The 14,962-nt window shown below is 63.2% G+C and carries 18 protein-coding genes; 8 read left to right on the forward strand and 10 right to left on the reverse strand.

From position 1 onward, the window contains the following. Positions 1–42: 42 nt before the first annotated feature. From CXP40_RS19175 to sutA, 3 genes are all read left to right on the forward strand, one after another. The gene (locus CXP40_RS19175; protein WP_106735050.1) at positions 43–1,296 is read left to right on the forward strand and encodes an ammonium transporter; all 1,254 of its coding nucleotides are present in this window, start codon (positions 43–45) and stop codon (positions 1,294–1,296) included. 98 nt (positions 1,297–1,394) lie between these two features. Then, positions 1,395–1,820, forward strand: coding sequence for a secondary thiamine-phosphate synthase enzyme YjbQ (locus CXP40_RS19180; RefSeq protein ID WP_099524731.1), 426 nt, complete (start codon positions 1,395–1,397; stop codon positions 1,818–1,820). A gap of 77 nt (positions 1,821–1,897) precedes the next feature. Then, positions 1,898–2,218 (forward strand): transcriptional regulator SutA, encoded by a 321-nt coding sequence (sutA, locus tag CXP40_RS19185; RefSeq protein ID WP_106735051.1) that lies wholly within the window; start codon positions 1,898–1,900, stop codon positions 2,216–2,218. A 157-nt stretch (positions 2,219–2,375) separates the two neighbouring features. Here sutA and CXP40_RS19190 read toward each other — a convergent pair whose 3' ends face one another. From CXP40_RS19190 to CXP40_RS19215, 6 genes are all read right to left on the reverse strand, one after another. Beyond that, positions 2,376–3,077, reverse strand: a complete 702-nt coding sequence (locus tag CXP40_RS19190) for an HAD family hydrolase (RefSeq protein ID WP_106735052.1) — start codon at positions 3,075–3,077, stop codon at positions 2,376–2,378. Continuing rightward, positions 3,074–3,976 (reverse strand): tyrosine recombinase XerC, encoded by a 903-nt coding sequence (gene xerC / locus CXP40_RS19195; RefSeq protein WP_106735053.1) that lies wholly within the window; start codon positions 3,974–3,976, stop codon positions 3,074–3,076. The genes CXP40_RS19190 and xerC overlap by 4 nt, the downstream gene beginning before the upstream one ends. A 201-nt stretch (positions 3,977–4,177) precedes the next feature. Continuing rightward, positions 4,178–4,876 (reverse strand): DUF484 family protein, encoded by a 699-nt coding sequence (locus tag CXP40_RS19200; RefSeq protein WP_099524726.1) that lies wholly within the window; start codon positions 4,874–4,876, stop codon positions 4,178–4,180. Next, positions 4,873–5,703, reverse strand: a complete 831-nt coding sequence (gene dapF / locus CXP40_RS19205; RefSeq protein ID WP_099525163.1) for a diaminopimelate epimerase — start codon at positions 5,701–5,703, stop codon at positions 4,873–4,875. Before dapF ends, CXP40_RS19200 begins: the two co-directional genes overlap by 4 nt. A 10-nt stretch (positions 5,704–5,713) precedes the next feature. Next, positions 5,714–6,961, reverse strand: coding sequence for a diaminopimelate decarboxylase (lysA, locus tag CXP40_RS19210; protein WP_106735054.1), 1,248 nt, complete (start codon positions 6,959–6,961; stop codon positions 5,714–5,716). Between the two features lie 13 nt (positions 6,962–6,974). Beyond that, positions 6,975–7,100, reverse strand: a complete 126-nt coding sequence (locus tag CXP40_RS19215; protein WP_017361215.1) for a lipoprotein — start codon at positions 7,098–7,100, stop codon at positions 6,975–6,977. Between the two features lie 170 nt (positions 7,101–7,270). On the opposite strand from CXP40_RS19215, the gene CXP40_RS19220 reads away from it, so the two are divergent. From CXP40_RS19220 to CXP40_RS19240, 5 genes are all read left to right on the forward strand, one after another. After that, positions 7,271–8,308 (forward strand): AraC family transcriptional regulator, encoded by a 1,038-nt coding sequence (locus CXP40_RS19220; RefSeq protein WP_106735055.1) that lies wholly within the window; start codon positions 7,271–7,273, stop codon positions 8,306–8,308. Between the two features lie 68 nt (positions 8,309–8,376). Continuing rightward, positions 8,377–8,709: an iron donor protein CyaY gene (gene cyaY, locus CXP40_RS19225; RefSeq protein ID WP_036999825.1), complete on the forward strand. Its 333-nt coding sequence runs from the start codon at positions 8,377–8,379 to the stop codon at positions 8,707–8,709. Then, a complete protein-coding gene (locus CXP40_RS19230) occupies positions 8,699–8,887 on the forward strand; it encodes a DUF1289 domain-containing protein (protein ID WP_099524720.1) in 189 nt (62 codons plus the stop codon). Before cyaY ends, CXP40_RS19230 begins: the two co-directional genes overlap by 11 nt. 117 nt (positions 8,888–9,004) lie before the next feature. After that, the gene (gene rnk / locus CXP40_RS19235) at positions 9,005–9,412 is read left to right on the forward strand and encodes a nucleoside diphosphate kinase regulator (protein WP_099524718.1); all 408 of its coding nucleotides are present in this window, start codon (positions 9,005–9,007) and stop codon (positions 9,410–9,412) included. Between the two features lie 58 nt (positions 9,413–9,470). After that, on the forward strand, positions 9,471–10,271 hold the full coding sequence (locus tag CXP40_RS19240; RefSeq protein WP_106735056.1) for a lipase family protein: 801 nt from the start codon (positions 9,471–9,473) through the stop codon (positions 10,269–10,271). On the opposite strand, the gene CXP40_RS19245 is transcribed toward CXP40_RS19240, so the two are convergent. The 4 genes from CXP40_RS19245 to CXP40_RS19260 all read right to left on the reverse strand — a co-directional run bounded on the left by CXP40_RS19245 (position 10,268) and on the right by CXP40_RS19260 (position 14,801). Further along, entirely contained in the window at positions 10,268–13,126 is a 2,859-nt protein-coding gene (locus CXP40_RS19245; protein ID WP_106735057.1) for a class I adenylate cyclase, read from the reverse strand. The genes CXP40_RS19240 and CXP40_RS19245 overlap by 4 nt on opposite strands. 243 nt (positions 13,127–13,369) lie before the next feature. Continuing rightward, positions 13,370–13,624: a TIGR02647 family protein gene (locus CXP40_RS19250; protein WP_099524712.1), complete on the reverse strand. Its 255-nt coding sequence runs from the start codon at positions 13,622–13,624 to the stop codon at positions 13,370–13,372. Further along, positions 13,621–14,370 carry an ABC transporter substrate-binding protein gene (locus tag CXP40_RS19255; protein ID WP_256579496.1) on the reverse strand — a complete coding sequence of 250 codons (750 nt, stop codon included), beginning with the start codon at positions 14,368–14,370 and terminating at the stop codon, positions 13,621–13,623. The genes CXP40_RS19250 and CXP40_RS19255 overlap by 4 nt, the downstream gene beginning before the upstream one ends. Positions 14,371–14,525: 155 nt before the next feature. Beyond that, on the reverse strand, positions 14,526–14,801 hold the full coding sequence (locus CXP40_RS19260) for a hypothetical protein (RefSeq protein WP_106735059.1): 276 nt from the start codon (positions 14,799–14,801) through the stop codon (positions 14,526–14,528). Positions 14,802–14,962 lie beyond the last annotated feature (161 nt).

A 14,962-nucleotide genomic window follows, 5' to 3' on the forward strand; every position in this document is an offset into this window, starting at 1 on the left:
AACCGAACAGCGCACAACAAAAGCGCCGGCAAGAGGTGAAAAATGGATAACACAGCATTGACTGCATTGCAGTACGGCTTCGATACCTTCTACTTTCTGATCTGTGGTGCCCTGGTAATGTGGATGGCAGCTGGCTTTGCCATGCTCGAATCCGGCCTGGTGCGTGCCAAGAACACCACCGAGATCCTGACCAAGAACGTGGCGCTTTATGCCACCGCCAGCGTGATGTACCTGCTGGTCGGTTACTACATCATGTACTCCAGCCCGGAAGGCGGCATCTTCCCTAGCCTGGGTTTCCTGATCGGTGACGAGAACACCGCCGAGGCCGTTCTGGCTGGTGGCGAGGATGCACCCTACTACTCGGCCCGTTCGGACTTCTTCTTCCAGATCGTGTTTGCCGCGACCTGCATGTCGATCGTTTCCGGCGCTGTCGCTGAACGCATGAAGCTGTGGGCCTTCCTGGCCTTCGCCGTGGTCATGACTGGCTTCATCTACCCGATCCAGGGTTTCTGGAAGTGGGGCGGTGGTTTCCTGGATGCAGCCGGTTACCTCGACTACGCCGGCTCCGGTATCGTGCACATGGCCGGTGCTTCGGCCGCTCTGGCGGGTGTGATCCTGCTCGGCGCTCGTAAGGGTAAATACGGTCCGAACGGTCAGGTCAACGCGATTCCGGGTGCTAACCTGCCGCTGGCTACCCTCGGTACCTTCATCCTGTGGATGGGCTGGTTCGGTTTCAACGGCGGCTCGCAGCTGAAGATGAGCACCATCGAAGACGCCAACGCCGTCGCTCAGGTGTTCACCAACACCAACATGGCTGCTGCCGGTGGTCTGATCGTTGCGCTGATCATTGCCCGTATCCTGTTCGGCAAGGCTGACCTGACCATGGCCCTGAACGGTGCCCTGGCTGGCCTGGTCGCCATCACCGCGGAGCCGCTAACTCCGAGTGCTCTGCAGGCCACCCTGATCGGTGGTGTAGGTGGTGCGCTGGTGGTCTTCTCGATCCTGGGTCTGGATAAAGTGAAGATCGACGACCCGGTCGGTGCCATTTCCGTACACGGTGTGGTTGGCATCTGGGGCATCCTGGCTGTCTGCCTGACCAACGACGAAGCTTCGCTGGGTGCTCAGCTGCTGGGTATCGTCAGCATCTTCGCCTGGGTCTTCATCGCCAGCCTGATCGTGTGGAGCATCATCAAGGCGGTGATCGGTCTGCGCGTCAGCGAAGAAGAGGAATACGAGGGTGTGGACATCGCCGAATGCGGCATGGAAGCCTACCCGGAGTTCACCGGCAAGAAATAAGCTTCGCTGGGAATGACAGGGGCGCCTTCGGGCGCCCTTTGTTTTTTCTGACAGCACGCTAGAATGCGCGCGCTGGAGCCATCGAGAGTGAGAGCGGCATGTGGCAGCAACGCATCATCAGCCTGCGTCCGCGCGAGCGCGGTTTTCATCTGGTGACCGAAGAAGTGCTGGCAGCATTGCCGGAACTGGCGCAGGTGCGTGTTGGTCTGTTGCATCTGTGGCTGCAGCACACCTCGGCATCGCTGACGGTCAACGAGAACGCCGATCCTGCGGTACGCCGCGATTTCGAGCGTTTCTTCAACCGTCTGGTGCCGCAGGGTGAGACGGGCTACGAGCACGATTACGAAGGGCCGGATGATCTGCCGGCGCACTTCAAGGGCAGTTTGCTGGGCTTTCAGCTACAGCTGCCGATACAGCAGGGACGGCTGGCGCTTGGGACCTGGCAAGGGATCTACCTCGGTGAGCATCGCGATCATGGCGGTGCTCGGCGGATGGTGGCGACCTTGCATGGCGAGGCTATTTGAATTTTTTCCGGTCGAGCGGTGCACATCGCGCGACTGGGCTATAACTAACCTGCTTTTCGCAAGTCATGAGGTTGAACATGAGCGACGAAGACCTGGAACAAGACGATCTGGACGGGGCTGACGAGGACGATGGCGAGGGCCTGGCTGCTGCCGATGATGGTGACAGTGGCGACGATGACGGCGGCGAAGTCGTAGCCAGCGGCAAGAAGAGCAAGGCCAAAGCCGTTGAAGTCGATGAGATGCCCAGCATCGAAGCCAAGCAGAAGGAGCGAGATGCCCTGGCCAAGGCCATGGAAGAGTTTCTCTCCCAGGGCGGCAAGGTGCAGGAGGTGGAGCCCAACGTGGTCGCCGACCCACCCAAGAAGCCCGACAGCAAATACGGCAGCCGTCCCATCTGAGGACGGCGTGCTGCAAGAACCCGCCCCTCGTGGCGGGTTTTTTGTGCCTGTCATCCCGGGTTTCCCTTTTGGGCCGCCGCTGCGCGACGTCAGGGATGGTGCGGTGGCACCGATCTTGTCGTGTATCAGGCGGTGCGCGCAGCGCACCCTACGGGGTTTAGCGCGTCCAGTTGGAAAGTAGCGCGGGCAACTCGGCCAGGCTGCTGATTTGCGCGTCTGGTGTGGTCTCGCCTTCCCAGGCTCGGCCTTGCGGGTTGAACCAGATCGCGCGCATGCCGGCCGCCTGAGCGCCGGCAATGTCATCGCTGGGATGATCACCAATATGCACGGCGCGTTCGGCCGCTACGCCACCTGCGCGGCTGAGCGCTTCGCGGAAGGGTTTCGGGTCGGGTTTGCCGATGCCCAGTTCTTCGGCGCACAGGGCGAACTGGAAGTAATCCGACAGGCCCAGGCGGCGCACATCGGCATTGCCATTGGTGATCACGCCGAGCATGAAACGTTCGGCCAAGGACTCCAGTGTCGGGTGTACCTCGGTGAACAGTTGCACCTGATGGCGGGCGCTGAGAAACACCTGAAATCCCGCCTCGGCCAGCCCCTGCGCCTCGCTCAGCGGGTAGCCGGCGTCTTCCAGGGCGTGAAACAGAATGCGCCGGCGCAGTTCGCTGAGGCGATGCTTGAGCATCGGCTCGGCTTCCAGCAGACGGCTGCGCACGGCCCATAGATGCTCGACCGGCACCGCGCCAAGGCGTGGTGCATGCAGTGCCAGCCAATTGCGCAGGGCGGCTTCGGCATCCTGCATCACCGGGGTGACGTCCCACAGGGTGTCGTCGAGGTCGAAGGTGATCAGTTCAATGCTCATTCGGAACCGCCTTTGCGCTTGGCGCGTGGATGGGCCTGGTCATAGACGCTGGCCAGGTGCTGGAAGTCCAGGTGGGTGTAGATCTGCGTGGTGGCGATATCGGCGTGGCCGAGCAGCTCCTGCACAGCGCGCAGATCCTGCGAGGACTCCAGCATATGACTGGCGAAGCTGTGCCGCAGCATATGCGGATGCAGGTGCTGGCCCAGCTCACGCACACCGGCCTGGCGCACCCGCAGTTGCACTGCGCGTGGCCCGAGGCGGCGGCCCTGCTGGCTGATGAAGACCGCGCCGTCGCCGGGGTTGGCCAGCTTGCGCAACGGCAGCCAATGTTCCAGCGCCTGACGCGCCAGGCTGCCGACCGGCAGTTCGCGCACCTTGTTGCCCTTGCCGCGTACGCGCACCAGGCCGGCAGGCAGGTCGAGGCCGTCAAGGTCGAGCCCGACCAGCTCGGACAGGCGCAAACCGGAGGAATAGAACAGCTCGAGCATGGCCTGGTCGCGGCGGGCGATGAAGTCGTCCTCGACTGCGCCGTCGAGCAGTTGCGCGCTGCGGTCGGCGTCCAGGGTGCGGGGCAGGCGGCGCTCGCGTTTTGGCGGGCTGAGGCCGGTGGCTGGATCGTGACGACACAGGCCTTCACGCAGCAGGTACTGATAGAGGCCGCGGGTGGCCGAGAGCAGGCGCGCCAGGCTACGGCTGGACAAACCCTGTTGATGCAGGCGGGCGATCAGGCGGCGCAGGTTGCGTGTGTCCAGCCCGGCCCAGTCGCTCAGGCCTTCGGCTTCGCAGAATGTCCGCACCTTGTTGAGGTCGCGCCGATAGCCGTCGAGGGTATGCGCCGACACCTGGCGCTCGCGGCGCAGGTGTTCGATGTACGCGTCGAGGTGAGCTTCAAGTGTCACGTGCCGGCTTCCGAACGGGCCAATGGTGGATGAGCTTCGTCATCCACCCTACACGACCTAGCAGGCCGTTGAAAAACTACCTACGTTGCCATTGCTGCGTTAAAAACAGCCTCAAAATGCTCATTTACAACACGTAAACTGCGCTTTTTCGGCAGTTTTTGCCTTGCACTGGCTGCCTCGCCTACGTTTTTCAACGGCCTGCTAGCGTACCGAACGCAGCGGTGTGGAGAAACCGGGCACGACACGTGCCAGTACTTCGGCGATATAGCCGAGGAACAAGGTGCCGAGCGAGCTTTTGTAGTGCTGTGGGTCGGCGCTGCCGATGGCCAGCACGCCATGCAGGCCCTGGTGGGTGAGGCTGACCACGGCGGCCGAGCCAACCTGCGCTGCGTCTTCCTTGCCGAAGAGAAACTCCAGCTCGTGCGGGCGCAATACGCCGCAGATGGTCTTGCCGCCGCTGAGCAGGCCGCCGACCTGTTGATGCGCTTCGGCCGAGCTGACCGAGCGACCGACCGGCAGCTTGTTATCGCTGAACAGGATCAGGCCGACGAAGGGCACCTGGAACTCGTGGCGCAGGCTGTCTTCGACCACGCCGACCACTTCTTCCAGGCTGCCGGCATCGAGCAGGTCGAGTACCAGGCGCCGCGTCTTGTCGAACAGGCGATCATTGTCGCGCGCCACGTCCATCAGTTGGCCGAGACGATGGCGCATCTCGATGTTGCGCTCACGCAGCAGCTTGACCTGGCGTTCGACCAGCGACACGGCATTGCCGGGCTGGTGCGGGATGCGCAGTTCGGGGATCAGTTCTTCATGGTCGATGAAGAACTCCGGGTGCAGGCGCAGATAGGCGGCGACCGTTTCCGAGTCTAGCGGTTTGGGCGAATCCTGCTGGTCGGTCATAGGCGAACCTGTCCTTCGTATACGCGGGCAGCGGGCCCGGTCATCATAACCGGCTGACCTTCGCCTGCCCATTCGATGGACAGTTTGCCGCCCGGCAGTTCCAGTTGCACGGGCGAATCCATCCAGCCCTGGCGAATCGCCGCGACCGCAGCGGCGCAGGCGCCGGTACCGCAGGCCAGGGTTTCCCCGGCGCCGCGCTCCCATACGCGCAGGCGTGCATGCTTGCGGTCGAGCACCTGCAGGAAGCCGACATTGACCCGCTGCGGGAAGCGCGGATGGTGTTCCAGCTTCGGCCCGAGCGTGTGCACCGGTGCGCTGTCGACATTGTCGACGCGTAAAACTGCATGCGGGTTGCCCATCGACAGCGCGGCGAGCTCGACGCTCTGGCCCTCGACGTCGACGCGATAGGTCAGAGCAGCCTGCTCTGCCTGGAACGGCACCTGTTCCGGCTGCAAGCGCGGTGCGCCCATGTTGACGCAGACCTGGCCGTCGTTCTGTACGCGCAGTTCGATGATGCCGCTTTTGGTCTCGACGCGAATGACCTTCTTGGTGGTCAGGCGCTTGTCCAGCACGAAGCGGGCGAAGCAGCGCGCGCCGTTGCCGCACTGCTCCACTTCCGAGCCGTCGGAGTTGAAGATGCGGTAGCGGAAGTCGACGTCCGGGTGGCTCGGCGGTTCGACGATCAGCAGTTGGTCGAAGCCGACACCGACGTGGCGGTCGCCCCATTGCTTGGCATGTTTGGGCTGCACGTGGGCATGCTGACTGATCAGGTCGAGGACCATGAAGTCATTGCCCAGGCCGTGCATCTTGGTAAAGCGCAATAGCATGACGTCGCCCTCAGGCCGGCAGCAGGCTTTCGCCGGCATAGAGCTCTTGGACGGTCTCGCGACGACGCACTTCGTAAGCCTGCTCACCATCCACCAGCACCTCGGCGGCGCGGCCGCGGGTGTTGTAGTTGGAGCTCATGACGAAGCCATAGGCACCCGCCGAGCGCACGGCCAGCAGGTCACCTTCGGCCAGCGCCAGCTGACGATCCTTGGCCAGGAAATCACCGGTCTCGCAGATCGGCCCGACCAGGTCGTAGTTGCGCGTCTCGCCGTCACGCGGCTGCACCGGCGACACGTCCATCCATGCCTGATACAGGGCGGGGCGGATTAGGTCGTTCATCGCCGCATCGACGATGGCGAAGTCCTTGTGTTCGGTGTGCTTGAGGTATTCCACCTGAGTCAGCAGCACGCCGGCGTTGGCGACGATGAAGCGGCCCGGCTCGAATACCAGCGACAGGTCGCGGCCCGCCAGGCGCTTGCGCACGGCGGCGATGTAATCGCCCGCCAGCGGCGGTTGTTCGTCGCGGTACTGCACACCGAGGCCGCCGCCCAGATCCAGGTGCTTGATGGTGATACCGCGCGCGGCCAGCTTGTCGACCAGCAGCAGCAGGCGATCCAGGGCGTCGAGGAAGGGCTCGAGGGTGGTCAGCTGCGAGCCGATATGGCAGTCGACGCCGATCACTTCCAGGTTCGGCAGTTCGGCGGCGCGGGCGTAGACCGCCTCGGCCTGCTCGATGTCGATGCCAAACTTGTTTTCCTTGAGGCCGGTGGAAATGTACGGGTGGGTGCCGGCATCCACGTCCGGGTTGACCCGCAGCGAGACGGGCGCCTTGACGCCCAGTTCGGCAGCGACCTTCTGCAGGCGCTCCAGCTCGACGACGGACTCGACGTTGAAGCAGTGCACGCCGACTTCCAGCGCGCGGCGCATGTCGTCGCGGCTCTTGCCGACGCCGGAGAAAACGATGCGGCTCGGTTCGCCACCGGCGGCCAGTACGCGCTCCAGCTCACCGCTGGAGACGATGTCGAAGCCGGCGCCGAGACGCGCCAGCACGTTCAATACGCCAATGTTGGAGTTGGCCTTGACCGCGAAGCAGACCAGGTGTGGCATGCCGGCCAGGGCATCGGCATAGGCGCGGTACTGCCCCTCGATATGGGAGCGCGAGTAGACGTAGGTGGGCGTGCCGAAGCGCTGGGCCAGCGCAGACAAGGCAACGCCTTCCGCGAACAGCTCACCGTCGCGGTAGTTGAAGGCTTCCATGGGGCAGCTCCTGTCAGAGTTCGAAACGGTCTCGGCTGTTGCCGGCGTTGTCGTCGCCCGGCAGGTACAGCGGGCCTTTCTGACCGCAGCCAGCCAGCAGGCAAACGGCGGCGAGGAGCGCGAGGGTCAGTCGCTTCATGGGACAGTCCTTGAAAATAAGCGTGAATTGCGCCGGAGTATACCGACCCCCTGCCACCTTGCCTATGTGCCCGGCGCCCGCCTGGCGGGGCGCCGGCTCGATTCGCGTGCGTACGCCGAAGGCATTCGTGCCGGCTTGGGTTAGCATGCGGCGAGTAACGAGGAGCCCCGATGGACAATCCCGCGATTCTGGTCGGCTCGGTCTCGGTCGCCTACCTGCAAGGCCTGATCGAACACCTGCAGCGTCAGGGGGTAGCGCCCGACGCCTTGCTCGCCCATGCCCAGTTGAGTCCGGAGGCCCTGAGCCAACGCGACCAACGCATCGCCGCCAGTGCCTATCTGACATTGCTGGGCGAGGGCGTGCGCCTGACCGGCGATCAGTGCCTGGGCCTGCACCTGGGGGAAGCGGTACGGCCGGGCTACTACGGCGTGCTCGGTTACCTGATCATGAGCTGCGCGACCCTCGCTGATGCGCTGCACCGCCAGGCGCGCTATGCCTCGTTGGTCGGTAATCTGGGGCTGGTCGTGCTCGATGACGAGCCCGCCCGGCCTGGCAGCGAGCCGCTGATCGCGCACAGCTGGCAGCCGTTGCTGGCCCAGCAGCAGCGGCAACTGAGTGAAGAAACCCTGGCCGGCTGGGTCAGTTTCGGGCGCTGGATCAGTGGCCTGGATATCTCGCCGACCGAAGTGCGCTTCCAGCATCCGGCGCCAGCGGATACGTCGGAGCACGCGCGTATCTTTCGCTGCCCGGTGCTGTTCGATCAGCCCGACAATGCCCTGATCTTTCCCAAGCGTTTGCTCGCGGCACCGCTGAACCAGGCCGACGCGCAGGTGCGTGGCATGCTCGATGCCTATGCTGATCGGCTGTTGGCCGAACTCAATCAGGGCAACAGCGTGCTCGATCGCGCGCGCCTGGAACTGGCCCGGCAGTTACCGGAGCAGGGGCCGGACCTGGAAGCCATCGCCGCCGCCCTGGCGTTGAGCCCAAGGACCTTGCAGCGACGTTTGCGTGAGGGTGGGCTGTCGTTCAGTCAACTGGTCGACGAGACACGTCAGCAGCTGGTGCTGCATTACCTGCGTGACCCGGCACTGGAGCTGGCGGAAATCGCCTTTCTGGTCGGTTTCAGTGAGTCCGGTTCTCTGGCACGTGCATTTCGTCGCTGGACGGGAACGAGTCCGGGCGAGTACCGTCGCCACCTTTGCGTCTAGGCCGCTACTCTGGCCGCGCGATTTCGCCTACTTTTTCTGCAGTTGCTGCATCTTGTGAGGACACCCCGATGAGCCTGAGCGAAGCCCGCTTTCACGACCTGGTCGATGCCACCCAGCAAGCGGTGGAGGACATTTTCGACGACAGTGGTCTGGACGTCGATCTGGAGAACAGCGCCGGTGTGCTGACGGTACGCTTCGACAATGGCAGCCAGCTGATCTTCAGCCGTCAGGAGCCGATTCGTCAGCTCTGGCTGGCGGCGCGCTCCGGTGGTTTCCACTTCGATTACGACGAGGCCGATGGCCGCTGGATCTGCGATACCAGTGACGAGCAGCTGGGTGAAATGCTGGTACGCATCACCCTCGAGCAGTCGGGCACCGAGCTGGAGTTCGATGAGCTCTGAGCCCAACGTGGCGTCGCCGTGCCGACGTCAGTGTTGCCTTGATGAGCATGAACAGTGCCTCGGTTGCGGTCGTACCCTGCAGGAAATTCTCGACTGGGGCGCGGCCGATAACGCGCGGCGCCGCTTGATCTGCCAGGCGGCCGAGCAGCGGTTGCGCGAACGCCAGCAGAGGCGCTGACCACGCAGTCTTGTTTATTTGTCCGGCTGTGTTAGGGTCGACAGACATTCAGCTGAACCCCGCCTTCGGGCGGGGTTTTGCTTTTTTATGGTTTACGCAAGGAGTCCGCCCGGCATCATGAACAGTACACCGACCATCACCATTACCCGCCTCGATCTGCAGCGTCTGGAGCGCCTGCTCGACAGCCTGGACGAGTTCGGCCCTGGCGCCCAGGCGCTGCAGGCTGAGCTGGATCGTGCCGACGTGGTGGGGCACGACGAGGTGCCGGCCGGTGTGGTGACCATGAATTCGCGCGTGCATTGTCGCGAGGAGAGCAGCGGCAAGGACTATCACCTGACCCTGGTCTACCCGCAGGATGCTGGTGGCGAAGGCAAGGTCAGCATCCTCGCGCCAGTTGGCAGCGCCTTGCTCGGCCTGTCCGTCGGCCAGCACATCGACTGGCCCGCGCCGGGCGGCAAGCAGCTCAAATTGACTCTGCTGGAAGTCGAATACCAGCCGGAAGCAGCGGGCGAATACGACCGCTGACGTCTTTTCCCCGGCTGGACTAGAGTGAGGTTTCCGCCAATGGCAAGGAGGCCTCGCCATGCCGAGTCTGCCGCTGTATTTCCCACCGACCTACCAACTGTCGCGTGCCTTGCTCTGCGCCGAGCTGCTGATGGCTGCCTACGACCAGTACGAGCAATGGCTGGCGCAGCAGCGCCCGCGCACACCCGAGCACTTTCATTGGCAACAGCCTGAACTGGAGGGCTGGCAGCTTTCCGCGCCGATCTGGAGCGTGCTCAGCGAGTGGCATGTGTTCAATGAGTCCGAGCCCTTTGGCTTCGCCGCGCGGGATCCGCAGGGCGATTGCTACCTGGTGTTTCGCGGTACCGAGTCGGTGCAGGACTGGCTCGATGACCTCGACCTGGATCAGTGCGACTACCCGTGGCAGGCCGGTGCCGGCCTGGTACACGATGGCTTTCTGAAACTCTATACCTCGTTGCGTGACCAGGCCATGGGAGCACTGGACGGCTTGCAGCCGCAGGCGCGGCTCTGGGCTTGTGGTCACAGCCTGGGCAGCACCCTGAGTACGCTGGCGGTGCCGGACCTGCTGCAGCGCTGGCCTGCATTGCTGCTGCAGCATTACAACTTTGCCAGTCCGCGCCTGGCGTCCCCGGCATTCGCCAGCTACTACAACGGGCTGGCCGTACCGACTTACCGGTTGGTCAACGACAGCGACCTGGTGCCCGAGGTGCCACCGGCAGACAGTGATCGTTGGTTCTATCAGCACGTGGGCTTGCCGGTGACCTTCACCGCCAGCTACGGCGGTGTCGCCGCCAACCACAGCATGGGCGACTGCTACCTCTATGCACTGAACAATCCGGATGCGCCGATGAAGGGCTAGACCTGCTGCAGCGCCGTATTGAGGGCATCTTCCAGTCCGCTCTTGTAGTGCAGGTAATGCACCGTTTGCGCCTGTTGCCCGGCTAGCACGGCGGAGAGGTCGAGGTCGGTGATGTAGCAGGGGTAGCGCTCGCCGCCGGCACGCTGGGCAAGGATGTGCTGCGCCACGGCGCGATACAGCTCGCGGCCGTACTCCAGCTCGGAGAACTCGCGATGGTTGCAGTACAGCGTGACATGGCGTTGGCGACCGTCGCCTGGCTCGACGATGGCCTGCACGTCGTAGAACGGATGGCTGACCTGCGACTCGGGCACCGCTCTGCGCTCGAGGTGCTGAGCGCGTAGTGGCCCCGCCGGCAGCAGTTGGTAGTAGATAATTTCCAATGGTGGCTGATTGTCGGCGCCATCGAGCGGCAACATGGCATTGCGCCGATACAGCAGTGATTGCAGGAAACGGTGGATCGGCGTCAGCAGGCTCTGCTCATCGCGAAATGGCAGGCGCCGGCGCCAGAGTGCATTGCGTTCATCGAGCAGGGTCAGTTCCGCTTCGCCGCTGGTTTCGTGCAGGCGGTAGAACACCTGGATGCACTGTGGGCGGCCCATGGGCAGGATCAGCGCGAGGTCGTCGCCATCGAGGGCATGGCGGTCCAGATGCAGAGGGCTGTAGAGCTCCTGCTCGGCGCCAAGGTGCTCCAGCAGTGCTGGCAGATCGCCCAGAGCGGCGTGGCTGACCTGGCCAGGTGTCAGCTGCAACACGTGATAATGCTGGCGTATCTGCACCAGATAGCGTGACTGGCGACCTTCGGCATAGGTGTTGAGCAGGTCGCGCAGCAGCTCGTCGACGCGTTCGGCAATCGGCTGGGCTCGATTACGGCAGTAGCAGCGCACCTGCACCTTGGGCGGTGGTTCGCCGATCGGCAAGCTGTTGAGCAGGTCGCGCAGGCAGTCGAGCAGCGCGTCCTGGCCGTCATGGCGGCTGACCTGCAGTTCGTTCCAGCTGTTGAGCACCACCTGATCGAGGGTCAGCACCAGGTTCTCGCGTACGCCGGAATAGCCCAGTGCATCGGTACGCCCGGTGGTCATGTGCACGTTCATCTGGCTGTGCTGTTTGAGCGGGTCGACCCCGACATTGACCAGCAGCAGCACTTGGCTGGGGACGCTGGCGCGCAGCAGAGCTGCCTCTTCGACGCTGGGCTGCGGCAAGGGGAAGCTTTGCTGCAGGCTGGCGATCAGGTTGGACAGTTCGAAGTCGGTCAGGTCGCTGCTACCTGGGTGCAGCGAAAGGCGCGTGCTGCTGTCGATCACGCCGTTGCGATGGCACCAGGCAAGCAGTTCTATCAATTCGCGCGCGCGTTTTAGAGGGGCGAAGTCGCTCCACTCCTGGGCGCCCAGGCTGCCGTTGAACAGCGCCCACTGGTATTCGTTGGGCGCTTCGGGGCTGGGGTGTTGCACCAGGGTCAGGGTATCTTCGGCCAGATCCGGGGCGATGCCAGGGTTGATGAACTCCACCTTGCCCGCCTTGCGTTCGAAGGCAGCGTACAGGCGCCGGCCCAGTACGTTGAGGTCACGGGTGTTCAGCGAGCTGCCAGCCTCGGCGCTGCGGGCGAATTGCGAGAGAAAGCGGTAGCTGTACGTTAGCTCGTTGACCAGCACGCGGCGCTCGGCTGCGACCTGGCGCACCTTCCACTGGCTGCGACTGTCGAGCACGCTGAGCTGGCGGCTCTGCCAGCCCCATTCCGCAGTCAGGCGCTCCAGCAGCAGGCGCTGCCAGCTTTTGGCGCGGCCGCGTGTTGGCGGGCGACTGACCTTCTTGTTGACCTTCAGGTACAGGCAGCGGCGAATCAGCTCCAGTCTTTCCTGATCGCCGCGCGCGCTCAGATATTCCTCCAGGCGACGGTAGACGACGATGTAGGGATCGAGCTCGTCGAGGTCCAGGCGGCCTTCGAACACTGCCCGCTTGAAGCGCAGTGCCAGGCATTCGACCTTGGGATGCTCGCTGGCGTAGACCTCGGTGAGCAACAGTTTGAGCACCGACTTGTAGGGCGACTCGATACCCTTGTACAGCTGCCACATGCCGGCGCCGATGAACTCTTCTGGCGGAATGTGCGCCAGGTTGCCGAGGTCGAGTACATCCTCGGCACGTACGAAGCGCTTGCTCAGCAGGGTGCGGCAGTAGTCGTGGTAGCGCGTTTCCTCGTAGACCGGCACTAGCCACCAGAGTGGCGTACGACCGCCGAGCCAGATGGCGGTGCGGTAGAACTCGTCGAGCAGCAGATAATGCTGGGTGGTGCCGCAGTCGTCGGAGGTCAGTTGCGCCTCACGTGCGCCCTGGGTGAAGCGCTGCGGGTCGACCAGAAAGACGTGCACCTCGGCGCCCTGGGTGGCGGCCCAGCTTTCCAGTTGATCGCACTTCTTGCGCAGGTCCTGTAGCTCCTGCGCCGTGAGGTTGGGCGAATGGCACAGCCACAGGTCCATATCGCTCTGCTCGGCCTGTGCCACGGTGCCCAGGCTGCCCATCAGGAACAGGCCATGCAGCGGCGCTGCGCCTTGACCACGACGGGGTTTGTAGACGAAGGAGCGGGTCAGTCGCTGGACTTCAGCGAGGCTGGCATCATCCGGTTCGAAACCGCTTAGGCCTGCCGGTGTACTGGCCGAAACATAGCCAGGCAGCAGCGGGTGATTGACGTGCAGCAGCAGCGGCAACAGCTTGAGGACCAGTTGCTGGCGTGTGGACAGCGCCTCCATGGCCCGCTGCAGGCGACCCTGATTGATCTGCAGAAAGCGCGCGCGCAGTTGCGTCAGCACCTTGCGGTCGATGCCGTCATCGATATCGGGGCGTATTTCCAGCGTGCGCGTCATGCTCGAACTCTACTGCAGATGCGGCAAGCCTATCAGCGGGGGGCTCGCCAGTGCAGTGCCTTTGACGCTATATCGCCCGCAGCGCCGCTCTCTGAAGAGCGGCCGGCTAATGTCGAGCGGATAAGGTTACCAACGCACTCTGTCGCAAGAGCCTCGCCCCGGGCGATGCGCTCCAAGGGTGCGCCACTCTAATTCGCGGCGCAGCCCCAGTGATCGAGCGGCATTAGTCGGCGGGCGAGTGGATTAAGCGGGAGTGGCCTGACGGGTCGAGAGAATGGTCAGCAGCGCTTGCGCGTGTTCGGCGGCATCGATGCCCAGGCTGGTCAGGTAGCCGCCGTCGGCTTGGCTCACCAGGCCTTTTTCGTGAAGGCGGGTGATGGCACCTTGCGCCTTGAATGAAGCGTTGTTGTGTACCTTGAGCCCTTCTAGGTGATTGTCCAGGTTGTACAGGGCGAGGATTTCCAGCTCGTCGATCAGGTCAGCGTTGAATGACTTCATGGTGACTCCGTCTTGTTGTTATGGCGTTCCTGCAGTGTAGAACCATGCGCGGTGCTCTGCCCATCAATGAGTTGCCAGTTGGCGAGAATTCGCTGGTAGGTGCCGTCCTGCCTGATCTGCCGCATGCCTGCGTCGAAGTCGCGCAGCAAGGCTGCGGCCTGTGGATGATGGCGGGAAAAGGTCAGGTAGAGCTGTGGGCGATGCACCCTGGTCAGCGCCTTGAACTGGCCAGCCAGCTCGGGGTTGTCACGCAGCAACGCTTCGGTGGTGCCGCGAAAGGCGATGACGTAGTCCACGCGGTCGCGCTGCAGCATGAGAAAGCCATTCATATCGCGCCGCACCGCAACGCGCTGGATGTCCGCATAGCTGTCGAAGTACTCGCCGTAGGTGTAGCCGATGGTGACTGCCACGCGCTTGCCTCGGATGCTGTCCAGATCATCTATCAGCGCATCCCCTGCATGGCCCCAGAGCAGGATGTCGTCGCTGAACAGCATCTCCTGCGGCAGCAGGAACTCCGCGCGGATGTGTGCGTCAGGCGTGGTGTTGAAGCAGCCAGCCAGACTGCCTGAACGCGCCAGCTCCATGCAGCGCGAATAGGGGTAGGGCGCCAACTCGACGGACGTTTTGCTGGCGCTGAACGCTGCGCGGACGATGTCTGCCGACATGCCCTCGATCTTGTCATTACGCAGGGCGGTGTAGGGATACCAGTCATCCTCGGCACCAATGCGCGGCGTTTCGGCTCGCACGACGCTGGCTCCGCTCAAACAGAGGGCGCAGATCAGCAAGGCGATGAGTCTGGGCAGCGTACAGGCCATCGAAGGCGATACCTTCTCGGTCGGGATTGATGGTGACAGTAGCAATCTGCCTGCCAGTCCGACCAGTGGCCTGAGTCAATCCATCTTCAGTTTTCTTCCGGCAGCTCTGGCAGGGCGCGCAACGCTTGCTCATACCAGGCGCTATCGAACGGGCGGTCCTCGCGCAGCATGGCATCGATTTCATGAGCCAGGACCAGTGCCATCAGCTCAAGAGTCTCTTCGCGCTCGTAACCGACCAGCGTCAACTTGTTGTACACCGCCTTGGCGGCTGCCGGTTCGCCGCTTTCCAGCTGATTCTCGATGGCCTGGATCAGGGTGGCTTCGGCGAAGTCTTCGTCTTTTTGCTCGTCGCTAGTGCTCACGATGCGGGTCCATGTCTCTGGGGAAAGTGTTCAGTTTGACAGTCTGTCTGCGTGCTGGCCACGCAGAGCACTTTATGATTTATTTACTCCTATAATGTGGGAGTTTGTTTCGTATATTGAGAATTGCAAAAAAGCCGATTAGAGTCCGTCGCCAGGAGAAA

It is taken from the genome of Pseudomonas sp. YY-1 (assembly GCF_002843095.1).
Lineage (GTDB): Bacteria > Pseudomonadota > Gammaproteobacteria > Pseudomonadales > Pseudomonadaceae > Aquipseudomonas > Aquipseudomonas sediminis_A.